The organism is Ornithinimicrobium sufpigmenti, from assembly GCF_004322775.1.
Classification (GTDB): Bacteria; Actinomycetota; Actinomycetes; order Actinomycetales; family Dermatophilaceae; genus Ornithinicoccus; species Ornithinicoccus sufpigmenti.
The window spans coordinates 483,262-498,606 of the sequence record NZ_CP036403.1 but is presented as its reverse complement, the minus strand read 5'-3'; the positions used below and the strand labels follow the sequence as shown (position 1 = coordinate 498,606).

17 protein-coding genes are annotated in these 15,345 nt (G+C 73.3%); 5 read left to right on the top strand and 12 right to left on the bottom strand.

The window, feature by feature from the left end:
• Positions 1-26: 26 nt before the first annotated feature.
• Entirely contained in the window at positions 27-1,067 is a 1,041-nt protein-coding gene (gene ku, locus ESZ52_RS02360; protein WP_131103521.1) for a non-homologous end joining protein Ku, read from the bottom strand.
• Positions 1,068-1,085: 18 nt separating this feature from the next.
• Between ku and ESZ52_RS02355 the strand changes: the two genes are divergently transcribed.
• Positions 1,086-2,069 (top strand): ATP-dependent DNA ligase, encoded by a 984-nt coding sequence (locus ESZ52_RS02355; protein ID WP_131103520.1) that lies wholly within the window; start codon positions 1,086-1,088, stop codon positions 2,067-2,069.
• Positions 2,066-2,914: a non-homologous end-joining DNA ligase gene (gene ligD / locus ESZ52_RS02350; protein WP_131103519.1), complete on the top strand. Its 849-nt coding sequence runs from the start codon at positions 2,066-2,068 to the stop codon at positions 2,912-2,914. Before ESZ52_RS02355 ends, ligD begins: the two co-directional genes overlap by 4 nt.
• An 89-nt stretch (positions 2,915-3,003) precedes the next feature.
• Here ligD and ESZ52_RS02345 read toward each other — a convergent pair whose 3' ends face one another.
• From ESZ52_RS02345 to ESZ52_RS02320, 6 genes are all read right to left on the bottom strand, one after another.
• On the bottom strand, positions 3,004-3,336 hold the full coding sequence (locus tag ESZ52_RS02345; protein WP_131103518.1) for a histone-like nucleoid-structuring protein Lsr2: 333 nt from the start codon (positions 3,334-3,336) through the stop codon (positions 3,004-3,006).
• A 168-nt stretch (positions 3,337-3,504) separates the two neighbouring features.
• Positions 3,505-3,684, bottom strand: a complete 180-nt coding sequence (locus ESZ52_RS02340) for a hypothetical protein (RefSeq protein WP_131103517.1) — start codon at positions 3,682-3,684, stop codon at positions 3,505-3,507.
• Positions 3,684-5,201: a lysine--tRNA ligase gene (gene lysS / locus ESZ52_RS02335; RefSeq protein WP_131103516.1), complete on the bottom strand. Its 1,518-nt coding sequence runs from the start codon at positions 5,199-5,201 to the stop codon at positions 3,684-3,686. Before lysS ends, ESZ52_RS02340 begins: the two co-directional genes overlap by 1 nt.
• Positions 5,202-5,283: 82 nt before the next feature.
• Positions 5,284-5,802 (bottom strand): methylated-DNA--[protein]-cysteine S-methyltransferase, encoded by a 519-nt coding sequence (locus ESZ52_RS02330; protein ID WP_131103515.1) that lies wholly within the window; start codon positions 5,800-5,802, stop codon positions 5,284-5,286.
• Positions 5,799-7,466 carry a DNA-3-methyladenine glycosylase 2 family protein gene (locus tag ESZ52_RS02325; protein WP_272948394.1) on the bottom strand — a complete coding sequence of 556 codons (1,668 nt, stop codon included), beginning with the start codon at positions 7,464-7,466 and terminating at the stop codon, positions 5,799-5,801. The genes ESZ52_RS02330 and ESZ52_RS02325 overlap by 4 nt, the downstream gene beginning before the upstream one ends.
• 55 nt (positions 7,467-7,521) lie before the next feature.
• Positions 7,522-8,763, bottom strand: a complete 1,242-nt coding sequence (locus tag ESZ52_RS02320) for a calcium/sodium antiporter (protein ID WP_131103514.1) — start codon at positions 8,761-8,763, stop codon at positions 7,522-7,524.
• A 19-nt stretch (positions 8,764-8,782) separates the two neighbouring features.
• Here ESZ52_RS02320 and ESZ52_RS02315 point away from each other — a divergent pair, with 19 nt between their 5' ends.
• Positions 8,783-9,790, top strand: a complete 1,008-nt coding sequence (locus tag ESZ52_RS02315) for an SAM-dependent methyltransferase (RefSeq protein ID WP_238154327.1) — start codon at positions 8,783-8,785, stop codon at positions 9,788-9,790.
• Between the two features lie 10 nt (positions 9,791-9,800).
• A complete protein-coding gene (locus ESZ52_RS02310; protein WP_238154326.1) occupies positions 9,801-10,970 on the top strand; it encodes an NADH-quinone oxidoreductase subunit D in 1,170 nt (389 codons plus the stop codon).
• Between the two features lie 67 nt (positions 10,971-11,037).
• Here ESZ52_RS02310 and ESZ52_RS02305 read toward each other — a convergent pair whose 3' ends face one another.
• Positions 11,038-11,808 (bottom strand): VOC family protein, encoded by a 771-nt coding sequence (locus ESZ52_RS02305; RefSeq protein WP_131103513.1) that lies wholly within the window; start codon positions 11,806-11,808, stop codon positions 11,038-11,040.
• A gap of 36 nt (positions 11,809-11,844) precedes the next feature.
• Positions 11,845-12,507: a class I SAM-dependent methyltransferase gene (locus ESZ52_RS02300; RefSeq protein ID WP_131103512.1), complete on the bottom strand. Its 663-nt coding sequence runs from the start codon at positions 12,505-12,507 to the stop codon at positions 11,845-11,847.
• 117 nt (positions 12,508-12,624) lie between these two features.
• Here ESZ52_RS02300 and ESZ52_RS02295 point away from each other — a divergent pair, with 117 nt between their 5' ends.
• Positions 12,625-13,035, top strand: a complete 411-nt coding sequence (locus tag ESZ52_RS02295) for a glyoxalase superfamily protein (protein WP_238154325.1) — start codon at positions 12,625-12,627, stop codon at positions 13,033-13,035.
• On the opposite strand, the gene ESZ52_RS02290 is transcribed toward ESZ52_RS02295, so the two are convergent.
• Genes ESZ52_RS02290 through folP form a run of 3 tightly spaced genes read right to left on the bottom strand, consistent with a single transcriptional unit; the run spans position 13,026 to position 15,317 of the window.
• Positions 13,026-13,523: a DUF3180 domain-containing protein gene (locus tag ESZ52_RS02290; RefSeq protein WP_131103511.1), complete on the bottom strand. Its 498-nt coding sequence runs from the start codon at positions 13,521-13,523 to the stop codon at positions 13,026-13,028. The genes ESZ52_RS02295 and ESZ52_RS02290 overlap by 10 nt on opposite strands.
• Positions 13,520-14,422 (bottom strand): 2-amino-4-hydroxy-6-hydroxymethyldihydropteridine diphosphokinase, encoded by a 903-nt coding sequence (gene folK / locus ESZ52_RS02285; protein WP_131103510.1) that lies wholly within the window; start codon positions 14,420-14,422, stop codon positions 13,520-13,522. The genes ESZ52_RS02290 and folK overlap by 4 nt, the downstream gene beginning before the upstream one ends.
• Complete coding sequence (gene folP, locus ESZ52_RS02280; RefSeq protein WP_131106375.1) at positions 14,406-15,317, bottom strand: dihydropteroate synthase; 912 nt, start codon at positions 15,315-15,317, stop codon at positions 14,406-14,408. Before folP ends, folK begins: the two co-directional genes overlap by 17 nt.
• Positions 15,318-15,345 lie beyond the last annotated feature (28 nt).

The window sequence follows — 15,345 nt, the reverse complement described above, 5'->3', positions numbered from 1 at the left end:
GGCCCTCGCGGCCCGCTGAACGGCGGTCACCCGGCCTTCTTGGCCCGGCCTGACGTGCTCTTGCTCGGGCTCTTGGCTGCGGTCGTCTTCTTGGCCGTCGTCTTCTTGGCCGCGCTCCTCGAGGTGCTCTTCCTGGCCGTCGACTTCTTCGCGGGGGCCTTGCTGCCGCCCTTCCCGTCCTCGTCGGCGTCGTCGTCAGCCTCGTCGTCCGTGTCCTCGGCCTGGTGGGCGTCGCCGCCGTCCTCGGACTGCTGGCCGGGGTCCGACCCGGCCGTCGTGCCGCGGCCCTTCTTGGCCCGGTCGACGGAGCGCTGGAGCGCTGCCAGGAGGTCCACCACCTCGCCGGACTCCGCCTCGTCCTCGGCGTCGGGGCTCTCGGTGACCTCGCCGCCCTCGATCTTGCTCGCGACCAGGGCCTCCACGGCCTCCTTGTAGTCGTCGACGTGGCCCTCGGGCTCGAAGTCGCCGGCCATCGACTCCACCAGCATCCGGGCCATGTCGATCTCGGCCTTCTTGGGCTCGCTGACGTCGCCGAGGTGGTCCAGCTGGCCGGCGTCGCGCACCTCGTCGGGCCAGAGCAGGGTCTGCAGCACGATCGCCTCGCCCATGACCCGCAGCACCGCCATCGTCATCCGCGTCCGCACCGAGACCGTCACCACGGCCACGCGGTCGGTCTCGCGGAGGGCCTCCCGCAGCAGGCCGTAGGCCTTGGCGCCCATCGCGTCCGGCTCCAGGAAGTAGGCCTTGTCGTAGAGGATGGGGTCGATCTGGTCCGCGGGAACGAACCGGTCGACGCTGATCTCCTTGCTGCTGCGGTTGGGCAGGCTGGCCAGGTCCTCGTCGGTGAGGACCACCGTCTTGCCGTCGTCGGTCTCGTAGGCCTTCGCGATGTCCTTGTAGGCGACCTCCTCGCCGTCGGCCTGCGCCACCCGCTTGTAGCGGATGCGGCTGCCGTCCGAGGCCCGCACCTGACGGAAGCTCAGGTCGTGGTTCTCGGTCGCGGAGTAGAGCCGCACGGGCACGTTGACCAGCCCGAACGACACGGCACCCTTCCAGATCGCTCTCACGCCCCCCAGGATGGACCCATGCGCCCCATGCTCGCCACCCCTGGTGACCCTCGCACCGGCCCACCTGGTGGCCGGGGCTGGGCGCACGAGATCAAGTGGGACGGCATCCGGCTGCTGGCGGACGTGCGCGGCGGTGGCCAGCGCCTGCTGACCCGCAGCGGCCGGGACATCGCCGCGGCCTTCCCGGAGCTGGCCGCCATCGCCCAGGTCGGGGAGGACCTGCTCCTGGACGGCGAGGCGGTCGCGATGGTCGGGGGCCGGCCGTCGTTCGGGCACGTGGTGGAGCGGGTGCACACCAGCTCGGTCACCGCCGCCGCCCAGCTGCCCGCGGCCCGGCCGGCCACCTACATCGCCTTCGACCTGCTCCGCGTGGACGGTATGCAGCTCACCGGGTTGCCCTGGTCGGCCCGGCGGGCGGCGTTGGAGGACCTGCTCGACGACGTCCCCGGGGTGCTCGTCTCCCCCGTCTACGACGACGGGGTCCAGCTGCTCGCGGCGACGGCGGACCAGGGGCTGGAAGGCGTGGTGAGCAAGCGCCGGGCCGCTCCATACCTGGAGGGTGGGCGCTCCACCGACTGGCTGAAGTTCCCCCACCGCGACACCATGAGCGTCGTGATCGGTGGCTGGCGGGCGCAGACCGGCACCGCCACCCGACTGGGAGCGGTGCACGTGGGACTCCCCGCCGTCGACGCCGAGGGCCGACCGCTGCGGGACGAGGCCGGCCGGCTCCAGCTGGTCTACGCGGGCCGGGTGGGAAGTGGGCTGGCCGGCCGCGCCGGGCTGGTGCTGGCCGAGCGGCTGGCGCAGGTGCCGGGCACGCCATACCCCTTCACCACGGCGATCCCGCGCGCGGAGGCGACCGCCTCGACGTGGCTGGAGCCGAGAGTGGTCATCGACGTCGCCTCGCTCGGGCTCACCCCCGGCGAGGGCCGGCTGCGCCAACCCAGCTTCCAGGGCGTGCGCGAGGACCTCACGCCCCTTGACCTGCTGGAGCTGCCGTGAGCAGCCAGAGCGTCAGCGTCGCCGGGCGGACCCTCAAGGTCTCCAACCTGGACAAGGTCCTCTACCCCAGGACCGGCACCACCAAAGGGGAGGTGCTCACCTACTACGTCACCCATGCCGAGCAGATCCTGCCGGAGCTGGAAGGGCGTCCGGTCACCCGGATCCGCTGGCCCGAAGGGGTGGAGAAGGCGCACTTCTTCGAGAAGAACCTGCCGTCGGGGGCCCCCGACTGGCTGCCGCGGGTGACGGTGCCGACCCCGGGTTCCTCGCGGGGCCACTCGCACCTGACCTTCCCGCTGGTCACCGACCTGGCGGCGCTGGTCTACCTGGTGAACCTGGGCAGCCTGGAGCTGCACGTCCCGCAGTGGCGGGTGGACGAGCAGGGCGGGCCGCTGCTGCCGGACCGGCTCGTGGTCGACCTGGACCCCGGGCCGGGGACGGGCCTGGCGGAGTGCGCCCGGGTCGCGCTCATGGTGCGTGAACAGCTGGAGGCCGTCGGGCTGGAGACCCGGCCGGTGACCAGCGGGTCCAAGGGGATGCAGCTCTACGCCGACCTGGAGGGCACCCGCACCTCCGACGAGGTCAGCGCCGTCGCCAAGGCCCTGGGCGAGGAGCTGGCCTCTGAGCACCCGGACCTGGTCACGGCCAAGATGGCCAAGTCGGTCCGGCCCGGCCGCATCTTTCTGGACTGGAGCCAGAACAACGGTGCCAAGACGACGATCTGTCCCTGGTCACTGCGTGGCCGGGAGCGCCCCCAGGTGGCGCTGCCCCGGGCGTGGGACGAGGTCGAGGCGGCGGCGGCCGGCGAGGTCGAGCTGACACAGGTCGCGCTGGACGAGGTCTAGCTCCGGTCCCGCGGAGGCCGGGGACGGGCGAACCCGAGCCGCCCCGCAGGGCAGCCCGGGCTCGGAAGTCGACGACCGAGGGTCAGAGGTCAGTGCGCGGCGGCGTAGGCGTCGCGCAGCTCCTGGGACACGCGGCCCCGGGAGCTGACCTTGAAGCCGTTCTCGCGCCCCCACTCGCGGATCTTGCTCAGGTCCTCGCTCGGACCGGCGGAGGCCGAGGAACCACGGCGGCGGGTCTGCCGGCGGCCGCCGGAGCGACGGGCCTGACCGATCCAGGGAGCGAGGTCCTCACGTAGCCGCGTGGCGTTCTCGTCGTTGAGGTCGATCTCATAGGTCACACCGTCGAGCGCGAACTCGACGGTCTCGGTGGCGTCACCGCCGCTGACATCGTCGACGAGGATCACCTGGACGCGCTGTGCCATTCGTTATCTCCTTGGGAGGTGGGATTGATTCTGCCGGGTGACCGACAGGCGTGATCACAGTAGCGCATACCGTTGCATTCACGGCAACTCCCTGCAACGCCTTTTCCGGCCCACATTTCTCCACCGGCACAATCCGCCCTCTGCAGCGCAGATATCTTCAGCCGAGGTTCAGCGAGGCGCCGTATCCTCCGGCGCGCTCTCCAGCCGGTCGAGCTCGCGCTGCGCGGCGCGTTCGCGCCGGTCACCCTCGATCATGTGCTTGACGATGACGAAGAATAGATAAAGGAGTCCGATGGAGGGCAGCAGGGCCGCCAGGATCATCCACCCCTCGTGGAGCAGCTCCGACATCACGCCTCCGGCTTCAGGAACGGAAAGAGGATCGTCTCGCGGATCCCGGTGCCGGTGAGCAGCATGAGCACGCGGTCCAGTCCCATCCCCAGGCCGCCCATCGGCGGTGCCGCATACTCGAGCGCGCGGAGGAAGTCCTCGTCCAGCTGCATCGCCTCGGGGTCACCACCTGCCGCCAGCAGGGACTGCTCGGTCAGCCGCTGGCGCTGCACCTCGGGGTCGATGAGCTCGGTGAAGCCGGTCGCGCGCTCCACGCCGCCGATGACCAGGTCCCACGCCTCGATGAGGCCCGGCCGCTCCGGGTGGGGCCGGGCCAGGGGCTGGGCGAGCGCGGGATAGTCACAGACGAAGGTGGGCTGAATCAGCGTCGGCTCGACGACGTCGCCGAAGATCTCCAGCGCGATCTTGTCCGCGCCCCATCCGGGCTGGACAGGAATGTCGTGCCGCTCGGCCAAGGCCGCGAGTTCCTCGCGAGAACTGCCCACCGATACCTGCTGGCCCACCGCCTCGGAAAGGCCTTCGTAGAACGGCAGCCACCGCCATTCCTCGCGAAGCTCCACCACGCCGACGGGCGTTTCGATCCGCGTGCCCTTTCCGAGCGCCTCCGCCGCCGCGAGAATCATCCGCCGGGTGAGATCGGCGACGGTGCGCTGGTCGCCGTAGGCCTGGTAGGCCTCCAGCATGGTGAATTCCGGTGAGTGGGTGGAGTCGATGCCCTCGTTGCGGAAGATCCGCCCGATCTCGTAGACCCGCTCGATTCCCCCGACCACCGCGCGCTTGAGGTGCAGCTCGAGCGCGATACGCAACGTCATCGGCAGGTCGAAGGCATTCAGGTGGGTACGGAAGGGCCGGGCATTAGCCCCGCCGTGCACGAGCTGCAACGTCGGGGTCTCGAGCTCGACATACCCCTCGTCCTCGAGGACCCGGCGCACCGCCCGCGTCGCGGCTGCCCGGTCCAGGACCATCTGCCGGGCCTCCTCCCGCACGATCAGGTCGACGTAGCGCTGGCGCACCCGCTGCTCCTCGGACTGCTCCTTGTGCAGGACCGGCAGGGGACGCAGCGCCTTGGCCGCCATCCGCCACTCGTCGGCCATGACCGACAGCTCACCGCGCCTGGAGCTGATCACCCGCCCGTGCACGAAGACGTGGTCCCCGAGGTCCACCCACGCCTTCCACCGCTCCAGCGCCTGCTCCCCGATCTCCGCCAGCGAGAGCATCGCCTGCAGGCGGGTGCCGTCACCGGCCTGCAGCGTGGCGAAGGCCAGCTTGCCGGTATTGCGGACGAAGACCACGCGGCCGGCCACACCGACCAGCTCCTGGGTCTCCTCCCCCGCCTCCAGGCCGCCCCACGCCTCACGGACCTGCGCCAGGGTATGGGTGACCGGCACCTGCACCGGGTAGGGGTCGATCCCGGCCTCCAGCATGGCTGCCCGCTTGCCCTTGCGGACGCGGATCTGCTCGGGCAGCTCTGCGTCGGCGGCGGCGTCGGGGAGGGCATCGCTTCGGGGACCGGTCACCCTCCCAGGGTAGTCGGGGCCGCACCGGGCCCCCAAAGCGGAGCCAGGAGGACGCGCACCGTGGCCGCTCCGCCGGTCTGGCTCACCAGAGCGTGTCGCCGGCCACCCTCCGCTCGAGGTCGAGCAGCACCTGCTTGCGCTCCACGCCTCCCCCGTACCCGGTGATCGCGCCGCTGGCCCCGACGACCCGGTGGCAGGGGACGACGATCGAGATGGGGTTGCGTCCGTTGGCCATCCCGACCGCGCGGGCGGCCCCCGAGCTGCCGACCGCGTCAGCGAGCTGCCGGTAGGACCAGGTGGAGCCGTAGGGGATCGTGGCCAGTGCCTCCCAGACCCGCCGCTGGAAGTCGGTGCCGCGGGCGGACAGCGGCAGGTCGAAGTCGGTGCGGGTGCCGGCGAAGTACTCCCGCAGCTGGCGGGCCGCCTCCTGCAGGACGGGCGGGGCCTGGTCCTCGGGGACCTCCTCGCCGAGGTCCTCCGGCGCGTGGCGGTGCTCGTCGAAGTAGACGGCGGTGAGGTGCTGCCCGTCGGTGGCCAGCCGGAGGGCGCCCACCGGGGAGTCGCCGTCGCGCAGGAACAGGTGCTGGGTATGGGGCGTCATCGCGTCTCCTGGGGCGTGCGGGTGGTTCGGTTGCGGCCGTGATCTCGAGCGGTGCGGTGGGGCCGAGCGGGTCGTGCCGTGCCGGGCAGGCGGGCGGCCGCGTGGTCGGTGGAGGCCCAGAGCAGGGCGGCGGCGTAGGAACGCCACGGCCGCCAGCGGTCGGCGACCAGGCCCAGCGCGCGGGCGTCAGCCGGTAGCCCGGCCGCCGCCGCGGCGATGCGGACCCCGAGGTCCGAGGCGGGGAACGCGTCCGGGTCGCCGAGCCCCCGGAGCAGGACGATCTGTGCCGTCCAGGGGCCGACGCCGGGCAGGGCCAGCAGCTGCTCCGCGGCGGCGCGCCGGTCGCTGCCTGGGCCGAGGTCGACGGCGCCGTCGGCCAGCGCGGCCGCCACGGCCCGCAGGGTGCGGCGTCTGGTCGCGGGCATCCCCGGCAGCAGCTCGTCCGGCGCCTGCGCCACGACCTGCGGCTCGGGGAAGACGTACGTCGGTCCGTCCGGGACCTCGTCGGCCGCAGCCGAACTGGCCGCACCGACCGCACAGAACGCCTCCGGCAGCGGGGTCCCCAGAGACCGCGCCAGGCGCCCGGTCTGGGTGGCTGCGGCCGCGGTGGACACCTGCTGGCCCAGCACCGCGCGCAGGGCCATCTCCGCCCCGTCGACCGCGCCCGGCAACCGGACCCCGGGCGTCGAGCTCACCAAGGGGGCCAGGGCCGGGTCGGCGCCCAGATGCTCGTCGACGGCCTCCGGGTCGGCGTCCAGGTCGAGCAGTCGCCGGCAGCGCCCGATCGCGGTGGCCAGGTCGGCGACGTCCGAGAGCCGCACGGTCGCCTCGACGTGCCGGTCGCCCGCACCCGGTGACCGCAGCACCACGACGCCCGGGCCGCCCGGGAGGCGCAAACTCCGGGCCAGGGCACCGTCGGCCCAGCTCTCGACGCCCGGGGCCGCCGTGGCGGCGAGGTGCCCGAACAGGCTGGGCGCGTGCAGCGGCGCCCGGAAGGGCAGCCGCAGCGCGATCGTCACAGGGGCCTCGCCTCCCGGTCCCGGCGCCCGACCGGCCCGGACGTCACGGCCTTCCGGGACCCGCCCGCGTCGACGGGCGGCCGTGCGCAGCTCGGTCGGGGTGGCGGCATACACACTGCGCACGGTGTCGTTGAAGGAGCGGATGCTGGAGAAGCCGGCGGCGAGCGCCACCTCGGCCATGGTCAGCGTGCTCCCCTCCACGAGCAGGCGAGCGGTCTGGGCGCGCTGCGCCCGGGCCAGCGCCAGGGGTCCGGCGCCCAGCTCGGCCCGCAGCAGGCGCTCCAGCTGACGGGTGGAGTAGCCGAGACGGCGCGCGAGGCCGCCGACGCCCTCGCGGTCGACGACGCCGTCGGACAGCAGCCGCACGGCGCGGGCGACGACATCCCCGCGCACGTGCCAGTCGGGCGACCCGGGGGTGGCGTCGGGCAGGCACCTGCGGCAGGCGCGGAAGCCGTCCGCCTGGGCGGCGGCCGCGCTGGGGTAGAAGCGCATGTTGCGCACCCGGGGAGTGATGGCGGGGCAGCTGGGCCGGCAGTAGATCCTCGTCGACAGCACCCCGGTGACGAACCACCCGTCGTACCGGGGGTCCTTGCTGCGCACGACCGCGGAGCAGCGGTCGTGGTCGAGGTGCATGCGGCCGGTCACCTCTCCATCCTGCGCCCCGGACGACCGCACGTCTAGCAGGAAAACGACATCACCGTCAGCTGCGCCAGACGCGGTCGACCTCCTCGTCGGGATCGGCAGAGCCCAGGTTGCGCTCCCGGCGCCGGCCGAGGTCGTAGGCCACCGTCCCGACCAGGGTGAGCAGCACGAGCGGCAGGACGAGCACGACCATGACCGTGGTGAAACCCTCGAGCGCCTGGTGCTGCGTCGCGTTGAGGACGAGGAAGCCGACGTAGGCGGCGTACAGGGCCACGAAGAGCGCCCCCTCGCGCCGGCCGACCCGGTACCCGGTGAACGCCACCGGGAGGAGGGCCACGGCCGCGGCGATCATCAGCGGGATGTCCAGCGCGATCGCCGGGGCCGGGATCTCCAGACCACCGCCCGGGGCGAGGACAGCCGGCAGGCCGAGCACCAGACCGAGGTTGAAGATGCAGCTGCCCACGATGTTGCCGACGGCGAGGTCCCGCTCGCCCCGAAGGGTCGCGATGACCGAGGTCGCCAGCTCCGGGAGGGAGGTTCCTATGGCCACCACCGTGAGCCCGATGACCAGGCCGCTCACCCCCACGGCCGACGCGATGTTCACCGCGCCGGTGACCAGGACGCGGGACCCGAGCACGAGCAGCCCGACCCCGGCAGCCACCAGCAGGACCGAGACGAGCACGCCCGGGCTGCGGTATGCGGCCAGCATCACCTGCCAGGGGCCCCTGGCCGAGCCTCGGGGCGTGGTGGCGGTCGCCCCCTGCCCCTGGGTCGACTTCCCAGCGGTGCGCTCCACCGAGGACTCCCGGCCAGGGGCGTCCTTGCCCCCGTCGGGCTGCCCGTCCCCATCCCGGCGGCTGAGCCAGACGGCGAGCCCGGTGTGGAGGGCGAGCAGGACGACCAGGATCACGCCCTCCAGCCGGCTGATCCGCCCGTCCAGGGCGAAGACGAGGGTGAGGACCGACAGGCCGACCAGGACAGGGACGTCCATCCGGACCAGCACCCGCCGCACCACCAGGGGGGCGACGAGGGCCGAGACGCCCAGGATGAGCAGGATGTTGGCGATGTTCGACCCCACCACATTGCCGATGGCCAGCCCGGTCTCCCCGTCCAGGACGGCACCGAGCGTGACCGCCAGCTCCGGTGTCGACGTCGCCGCCGCGACGACGGTCAGCCCCACCACCAACGAGGACAACCCGGCCCGGGTCGCCAGCGAGGCTGCTCCCCGCACCAGCAGCTCGGCACCCCCGACGAGCAGGACCATGCCCAGCACGATGCGTCCGACGTCGAGCAGGTCCACGGTGAGGCACCCTAGTGCCGTGCCCGACGCGACGCAGGACCAGGACGCATCCCCCGTGGCGGGCGCCCGGCCGTGGGAGGTGGCGTGGCAGGACTCGCTCTACGGCCCGGGCGGGTTCTATCGCCACCACGCCCCGGCCGAGCACTTCGTGACCTCGGCGCAGGGCCTGCCGGGTGCGGGCCGCATCCTGGCCGAGGCGGTGCTGGCGCTGGCCCGCACGTACGGCTGCCGACGTGTCGTCGACCTGGGGGCCGGGCGGGGCGAGCTGCTCGCGCAGCTGCGCTCCCTCGCCCCGGACCTGCACCTGACCGGGGTGGACGTCGTGCCGGCTCCGGCGGCCCTCGAGGTCGACCGGTGGCTGGTCTCCCCCGGCGGGGCCACCCTGCCGGACGCCCTCGAGGACCTGCACGACACGCTGGTGCTGGCGCACGAGTGGCTCGACGTCGTCCCCTGCCACGTGGTGGAGCGGGAGGAAGGGACAGCGGCGGGTTGGCGATCGGTGCTCGTCACCGTCGACGGTGACGAGCACCCCGGACCGGCACCGGTCGGTCCGGACCTGGGCTGGGCCCGGCGGTGGCTCTCGCCGGAAGTGCGGCGGGCGGAGATCGGCCGGTCGCGCGACCGGGCGTTCGCCGACCTGCTGTCCCGGGTCCGCTCCGGCCTGGTCGTGGTCGTCGACTACGGCCACACCGCGGAGGACCGCCCGCGCCACGGCACCCTGACCGGCTTCCGCGACGGCCGCGAGGTCGCCCCCGTCCCGGACGGCGGCTGCGACCTCACCGCTCACGTGGCGTTCGACTCCCTCGCGCAGGAGGCAGGTGCATGCCGCCTCACCCGGCAGGGTGCGGTGCTGCGCGAGCTCGTCGGTGACCCGACGGACCCGGTGCCCCACCACCTCGCCTCCACCGACCCGCAGGGGTATCTGGCCGCCGTGGCCCGGCGCGCCGCTCTCACCGCGCTCACGACGCGCGGCGGCCTGGGCGACTTCCGCTGGCTCCTCGCCCCGCGTCGACGTTCTCCCGCCTAAGGTGGGCGAGGTGAGCTCCCGCGACCTGGACGTCACCCTCGGCGCCGCCGGCGTCGGCGGCCTGCAGACCACCGAGATGGTACTCAACATCGGCCCGCAGCACCCCGCCACCCACGGCGTGCTCCGGTTGCGGATCACCGCGGACGGCGAGCGGATCACCGCCGCGGAGCCGGTCATCGGGTACATGCACCGCGGGGCGGAGAAGCTGTTCGAGGCCCGCGACTACCGGCAGATCCTGGTGCTGACCAACCGGCACGACTGGCTCTCGGCGTTCAGCAACGAGGTGGGGGCCGCGCTGACCGTCGAGCACCTGCTCGGCATGGAGGTTCCCGAGCGGGCCACGTGGACGCGCACGCTGCTCTCTGAGCTCAACCGGGTGCTCAACCACCTCATGTTCCTGGGCTCCTACCTGCACGAGCTCGGCGCCATCACCCCGATGTTCTACGCCTTCCGGGAGCGCGAGGAGATCCAGACCGTCATGGAGGAGTACTCCGGCGGTCGCCTGCACTACATGGCGAACCGCATCGGGGGCCTGCTGCACGACCTGCCCGACGGCTGGCTGGACCGTGTCGACGCGGCCGTCGAGCAGGTGCGCGACCGCATGCCGGACCTCCTCTCCCTCGTCCTGGGCAACGAGATCGTGCACGCCCGCACCCGCGGGGTCGGCGTGCTCCCCCTGGAGAAGGTCCTGGAGTATGGCGTCTCCGGCCCGATCGCGCGCGCATCCGGCCTGGACGTCGACCTGCGCCGCGACGCGCCCTACCTGGCCTACGGCGAGCTGTTCACCGAGGGCGGACCTGGCAGGGTCGTCACCCGCGACGCCGGTGACTGCCTGGCCCGGCTGGAGGTCCTCACCGAGCAGGTCGACGTGAGCCTGGACCTGGCCCGGGCCTGCACCGCCCGGCTGCGCGATCTCGGCGCAGGGCCGATCAACACCAAGCTGCCCAAGGTGCTCAAGGTCCCGGAGGGCGAGCACTACCTGGCCACCGAGAACCCCCTGGGATTCAACGGCTACTTCCTGGTGAGCCGGGGGGAGAAGGCACCGCACCGGCTCAAGCTGCGCTCCGCGTCGTTCAACAACGTCCAGGCGCTGCGGGAGATGCTCCCCGGCACGGTCGTAGCGGACATGGTGGCGATCCTGGGGTCGATGTTCTTCGTCGTCGGGGACATCGACCGCTGAGCCTGGCTGGGGATCGACCCATCCGGCCAGCCGCAGACCAGGGCGGGCAGGGCCGGGCCGCGCCGGGTCAGGTGATCACCGCGAACAGCTCGCCGTCCGGACCGGTGCAGACCGCCAGCCGGCCGTACTCGAAGTCGAACGGCTCGACCGTCACCGCGCCGCCGGCCTCGGTGACCCGCTGCGCCGCTGCGTCGGTGCTCTCCACCTGGAACACGACGGACCAGTAGGGCTGCTCCTCGGCCTCGACCTCGCCGATGCCGCCGGCCTGCGCGTCCTCCCCACCGCTCGTGGTGAAGATGGCGTACTTCATCTCCTCGGAGGACAGGTCCTGGTAGGTCCAGCCGAAGACCGAGGTGTAGAACTCCCTGCCCCGCTCGAAGTCACCGACCATGGCCTCGGTCCAGCTGACCGACCCGGGCTCGTCCCTGACCCCGAAACCGGTGTGCGCGGCCGGCTCCCAGGTGCCGAAGGCGGCACCGGTCGGGTCGGCGTAGACGCTCATGGTCCCGAACGCGCCGCCCTGCATCGGCGGCAGGATGGTGGAGCCACCCGCCGTGGCGATGCGCTCCTGGGTGACTGCACTGTCCTCCACCGCGAGGTAGACCATCCAGGCATGCGGTGTCTCCTCCTGGCCCTCCATGGGCGGCGCCAACCCGGCGACGGGCCGGCCGCCGACCGTGGCGTTGACGTAGCCCCCGAACTCTGCGTCACCGCCCTCGTACTCCCAGCCGAGGACCCGGGCGTAGAAGGCCTTGCTGCGCTCGATGTCCGAGACCGAGAGGTCCGCCCAGGCCGGGGCTCCGACCGGCCGGGCGGGGACGGGCTGCTGCTCGCTCATCACATGCTCCTTGCCAGGGGCGCGTCCCGGGCGGGCTCAGCGTCCGCCGCCGCGGTCCCCTGCTCGCAGGATACTCACGCAGAAGTCGCTGTGGGGCTGGAACGGCCGAAGATCCCAGGTCGCGAACCGGTGCTCCAGCACCAACCCCGTCCCGGGCAGTGCCGCGTCCAGCTCGTCAGGGGTGAAGCCGCGCTCGACCCGGCAGCCGACCACCATGAACCCGTCCGGTCGGACGTGGGCGGCGAGGCGCCCGACCGCCGCCGCCCGGTAGCCCTCCCCGATGAAGTCCATCACGTTGCCGGCGACCAGCACCCCGTCGAACGGCTCGCCCTCCCCCTGCGCGGCGAGGTCCAGGCTGGCCAGGTCACCGACCAGCCAGGTGGCGTCCGGGTGGTCCTCGCGGGCGGCCTCGACCAGGAGCGGGTCGATGTCCACCCCGACGACCTGGTGGCCCAGCCGGGCCAGGTGGCCGCCGTGCCGTCCGGGACCGCAGCCGGCGTCGAGGAGGCGCGCCCGGCGCGGGGCGAGCGTGTCGACCAGCCGCGACTCCCCCTGCAGGTCCTCGCCGTGGCGCGCCATCGTGCGGAACCGCTCGGTGTACCACCGCGAGTGCTCATGGTCCTCCAGACCGGGCCAGTACGAGGTGGGCAGGGCACCCGGAGCTGGCTCGACCGGGGCGCGATAGGGCTGGTCGTTCATCCGGGCACTCTAAGGGGTGCGCCGTCAGCTGCCCACCGAGCAGCGGGGCCCGACGCCCGTCAAGAGCCGCTGACGCACCGGTTGCGGACGGCGCCGTCCGGGCGGGACGATGACCGCATGCGATCCGACGCGGACACCGGACGCGACCCCGGCGCCTCCGGCTCCGGGGCGGCCGTCCCGGTGCTGCGCATCTTCGACGAGGCCCTGGCCCGGGAGTTCTACGTCGACCACCTCGGTTTCCAGGTGCAGTGGGAGCACCGCTTCGCCGACGGCCTCCCCCTCTACCTGCGGCTCGCCCGTGGCGGGACGGTCCTGGACCTGTCCGAGCACCACGGCGACGGGACACCCGGGACGGTCGTGTGGATCCCCGTGCGCGACGTGACGGGCCTCCTGGCCGAGCTTCGTTCCCGGCCGCACCCGCGGCTGCGCCCCGGCCTCGACCCCGACGCACCCGGTGGGCCGACCCTGGAGCTGACCGATCCGTTCGGCAACGTGCTGCGGTTCTGCCAGCCGACGGGTCAGCCGTAGGCCAGATCGCCCTCGGGTGCGCCGTCGCCGTCGTCGTCCTCGCCCGGCGGGATCCGGCACCAGGCCTGGCCGACGTACCCGGCGATCGAGAGCGCCAGGGCCGCGCCGGCGTGCACGAGGGCCCAGACGAGGTGGTCCCGCTGGCTGGAGACGTCGGCGTCGGGCAGGTGGACCAGGGCGTTGGCCGCATACCAGCCGAGCAGGGCCGCCCCGCCGAGCGCGGCGGCCTGCGCGCCCACGAGGGTCCCGCGGCCCCGCTGCGGGCTGGGGCGCAGGCTGCCCTTGCCGCGCACGTAGCGCCGGATCTGCCAGGACATCACCAGCACCAGCCCGGTCAGGGCCACCAGGGGGACCAGCCCCATCCAGGTGATGACCGGGTAGGCCCCGCCGAGGGAGCGCATCACCTGCAGCAGGAGCCAGCACGCCATCGCCGACAGCACGGCGACGATGACCCCGCTGGCGGGGCGCACTCCTTGGGCCGGATTCACCGCTGCCCCTCCAGCTCGTGCACGGCCTGGTCCTGCAGGAGGGGTATGAGGTCCGCCACCGCCGTCACGTCGTCGCCGGTGCGCAGGGTCGCCTCCGGGTCGACGTCGAGCCACGGGACAAGGACGAAGGCCCGCTCGTGCGCACGGGGGTGCGGCAGCAGGAGCTCGGGGTCGGTGGAGCGCAGGTCGTTGTCGTGGCGCGGGTCGCCGTACTGGACGAGGTCGAGGTCGAGCGTGCGGGCGCCCCAGCGCACCTCGCGGGTGCGGCCGTGGTCGGCCTCGATCCGGTGCAGCCGGGCCAGCAGGCTGGCCGGCGCGAGGCTGGTGCGGGCCACGGCCACGGCGTTGACGTAGTCCGGCTGGCCCTCGACGAGGTCGCCGCCGACCGGGGCGGTGACGTAGAGCCGGGAGACGCGCACGGCGCGCAGGCCGCGGGTGCGGTGCAGGTGCCGCACGGCCTGCCGCAGCGTGCCGCCCGGCGCCTCGCCGTCCCGCTCGAGGTTGGCCCCCAGGGCGATGACGACCGGCACGTCCTTGGTGCGGCGGACCACCACCTCGACGTCGCCGAACGGCACACCCACCGGCGCCTGCGGCTTGTGCACGGTCACCTCGACGGTCTCGACGAGCGGACGGGCCAGGACGACAGCCGCGATGCGCTCCGCGACGCTCTCGACGAGGTCGTAGGGCTCCCCCTCGACGACCGCCACGACGTCGGCCGCGACCTCGCCGTAGTGGACGGTGTGCCGCAGGTCGTCGCTGGCCCCCGCCCGGGAGAGGTCGACCGACATGGCGACGTCGACGACGAAGTCCTGCCCGTCGCGCCGCTCGTGGGCGAAGACGCCGTGGAAGCCGCGGGCCCGGACGCCGGTGAGCCGGATGACGTCAGCGCGGTGCGCCACGGTGCACCTCCTGGTTTTCCTGCTCCCCCTGCTCCGCCATGGCCGGAGCGCGGTGCCGACCCCCTCCGGGGGTGGTCGCCGCCCGGTGACGCTGGGTCATCTCCCACACCGCGAGCGCGTCCCTGCTCGCGGGGACGTCGTGCACCCGGACCGCCCAGCAGCCTGCCTGTGCGGCCAGGAGGCTGGTGGCCGCGGTCGCGACGTCGCGGTCGGTGGGCGGGCTCGGCTCGGCCCGCAGGTCCGCCTCCGCACCGGGCCGGACCGGCAGGCGGCCGAGGAAGCGCTTGCGGGAGGTGCCGAAGAGGACCGGAAGCCCCAGGTCGATCACCCGGTCGAGCCCGGCCAGCAGCTCCCAGTTGTGGGCGGCGTCCTTGGAGAAACCGAAGCCCGGGTCCAGGATGAGCTGCTCCCGGCCCACCCCCGCGGCGACCAGCGCGTCGACCCGCTCGGTGAGCTCACGGCATACCTCCCCCGCGACGTCCTCGTAGTGCGGCTGCTCGTGGGGGTCGGTGAGCAGCCCGCGCCAGTGCATCACCACGAACGGCACCCCGGTGCGGGCGAGCAGGGCGGGCATCTCCTCGTCGGCGAGCCCTCCGGAGACGTCGTTGACGAGGGCGGCGCCGGCGTCCACGCAGGCGCGGGCGACCTCCGCACGCATGGTGTCGACGGAGACCACCAGCCCGTCGGCGGCCAGGGCGCGGACGACGGGGAGGACCCGGTCCAGCTCCTCCTGCACGCTGGGGCGGACGCTGCCGGGCCGGGTCGACTCCCCGCCCACGTCCACGAGGTCGGCGCCCTGCTCCGCGAGCCGGCGCCCGTGGGCGACCGCGGCGTCGGTGTCGAGCCACCGCCCGCCGTCGCTGAAGCTGTCGGGAGTGACGTTGAGCACCCCCATGAGCCGGGTGACCGCGCCGGGGCCGCTC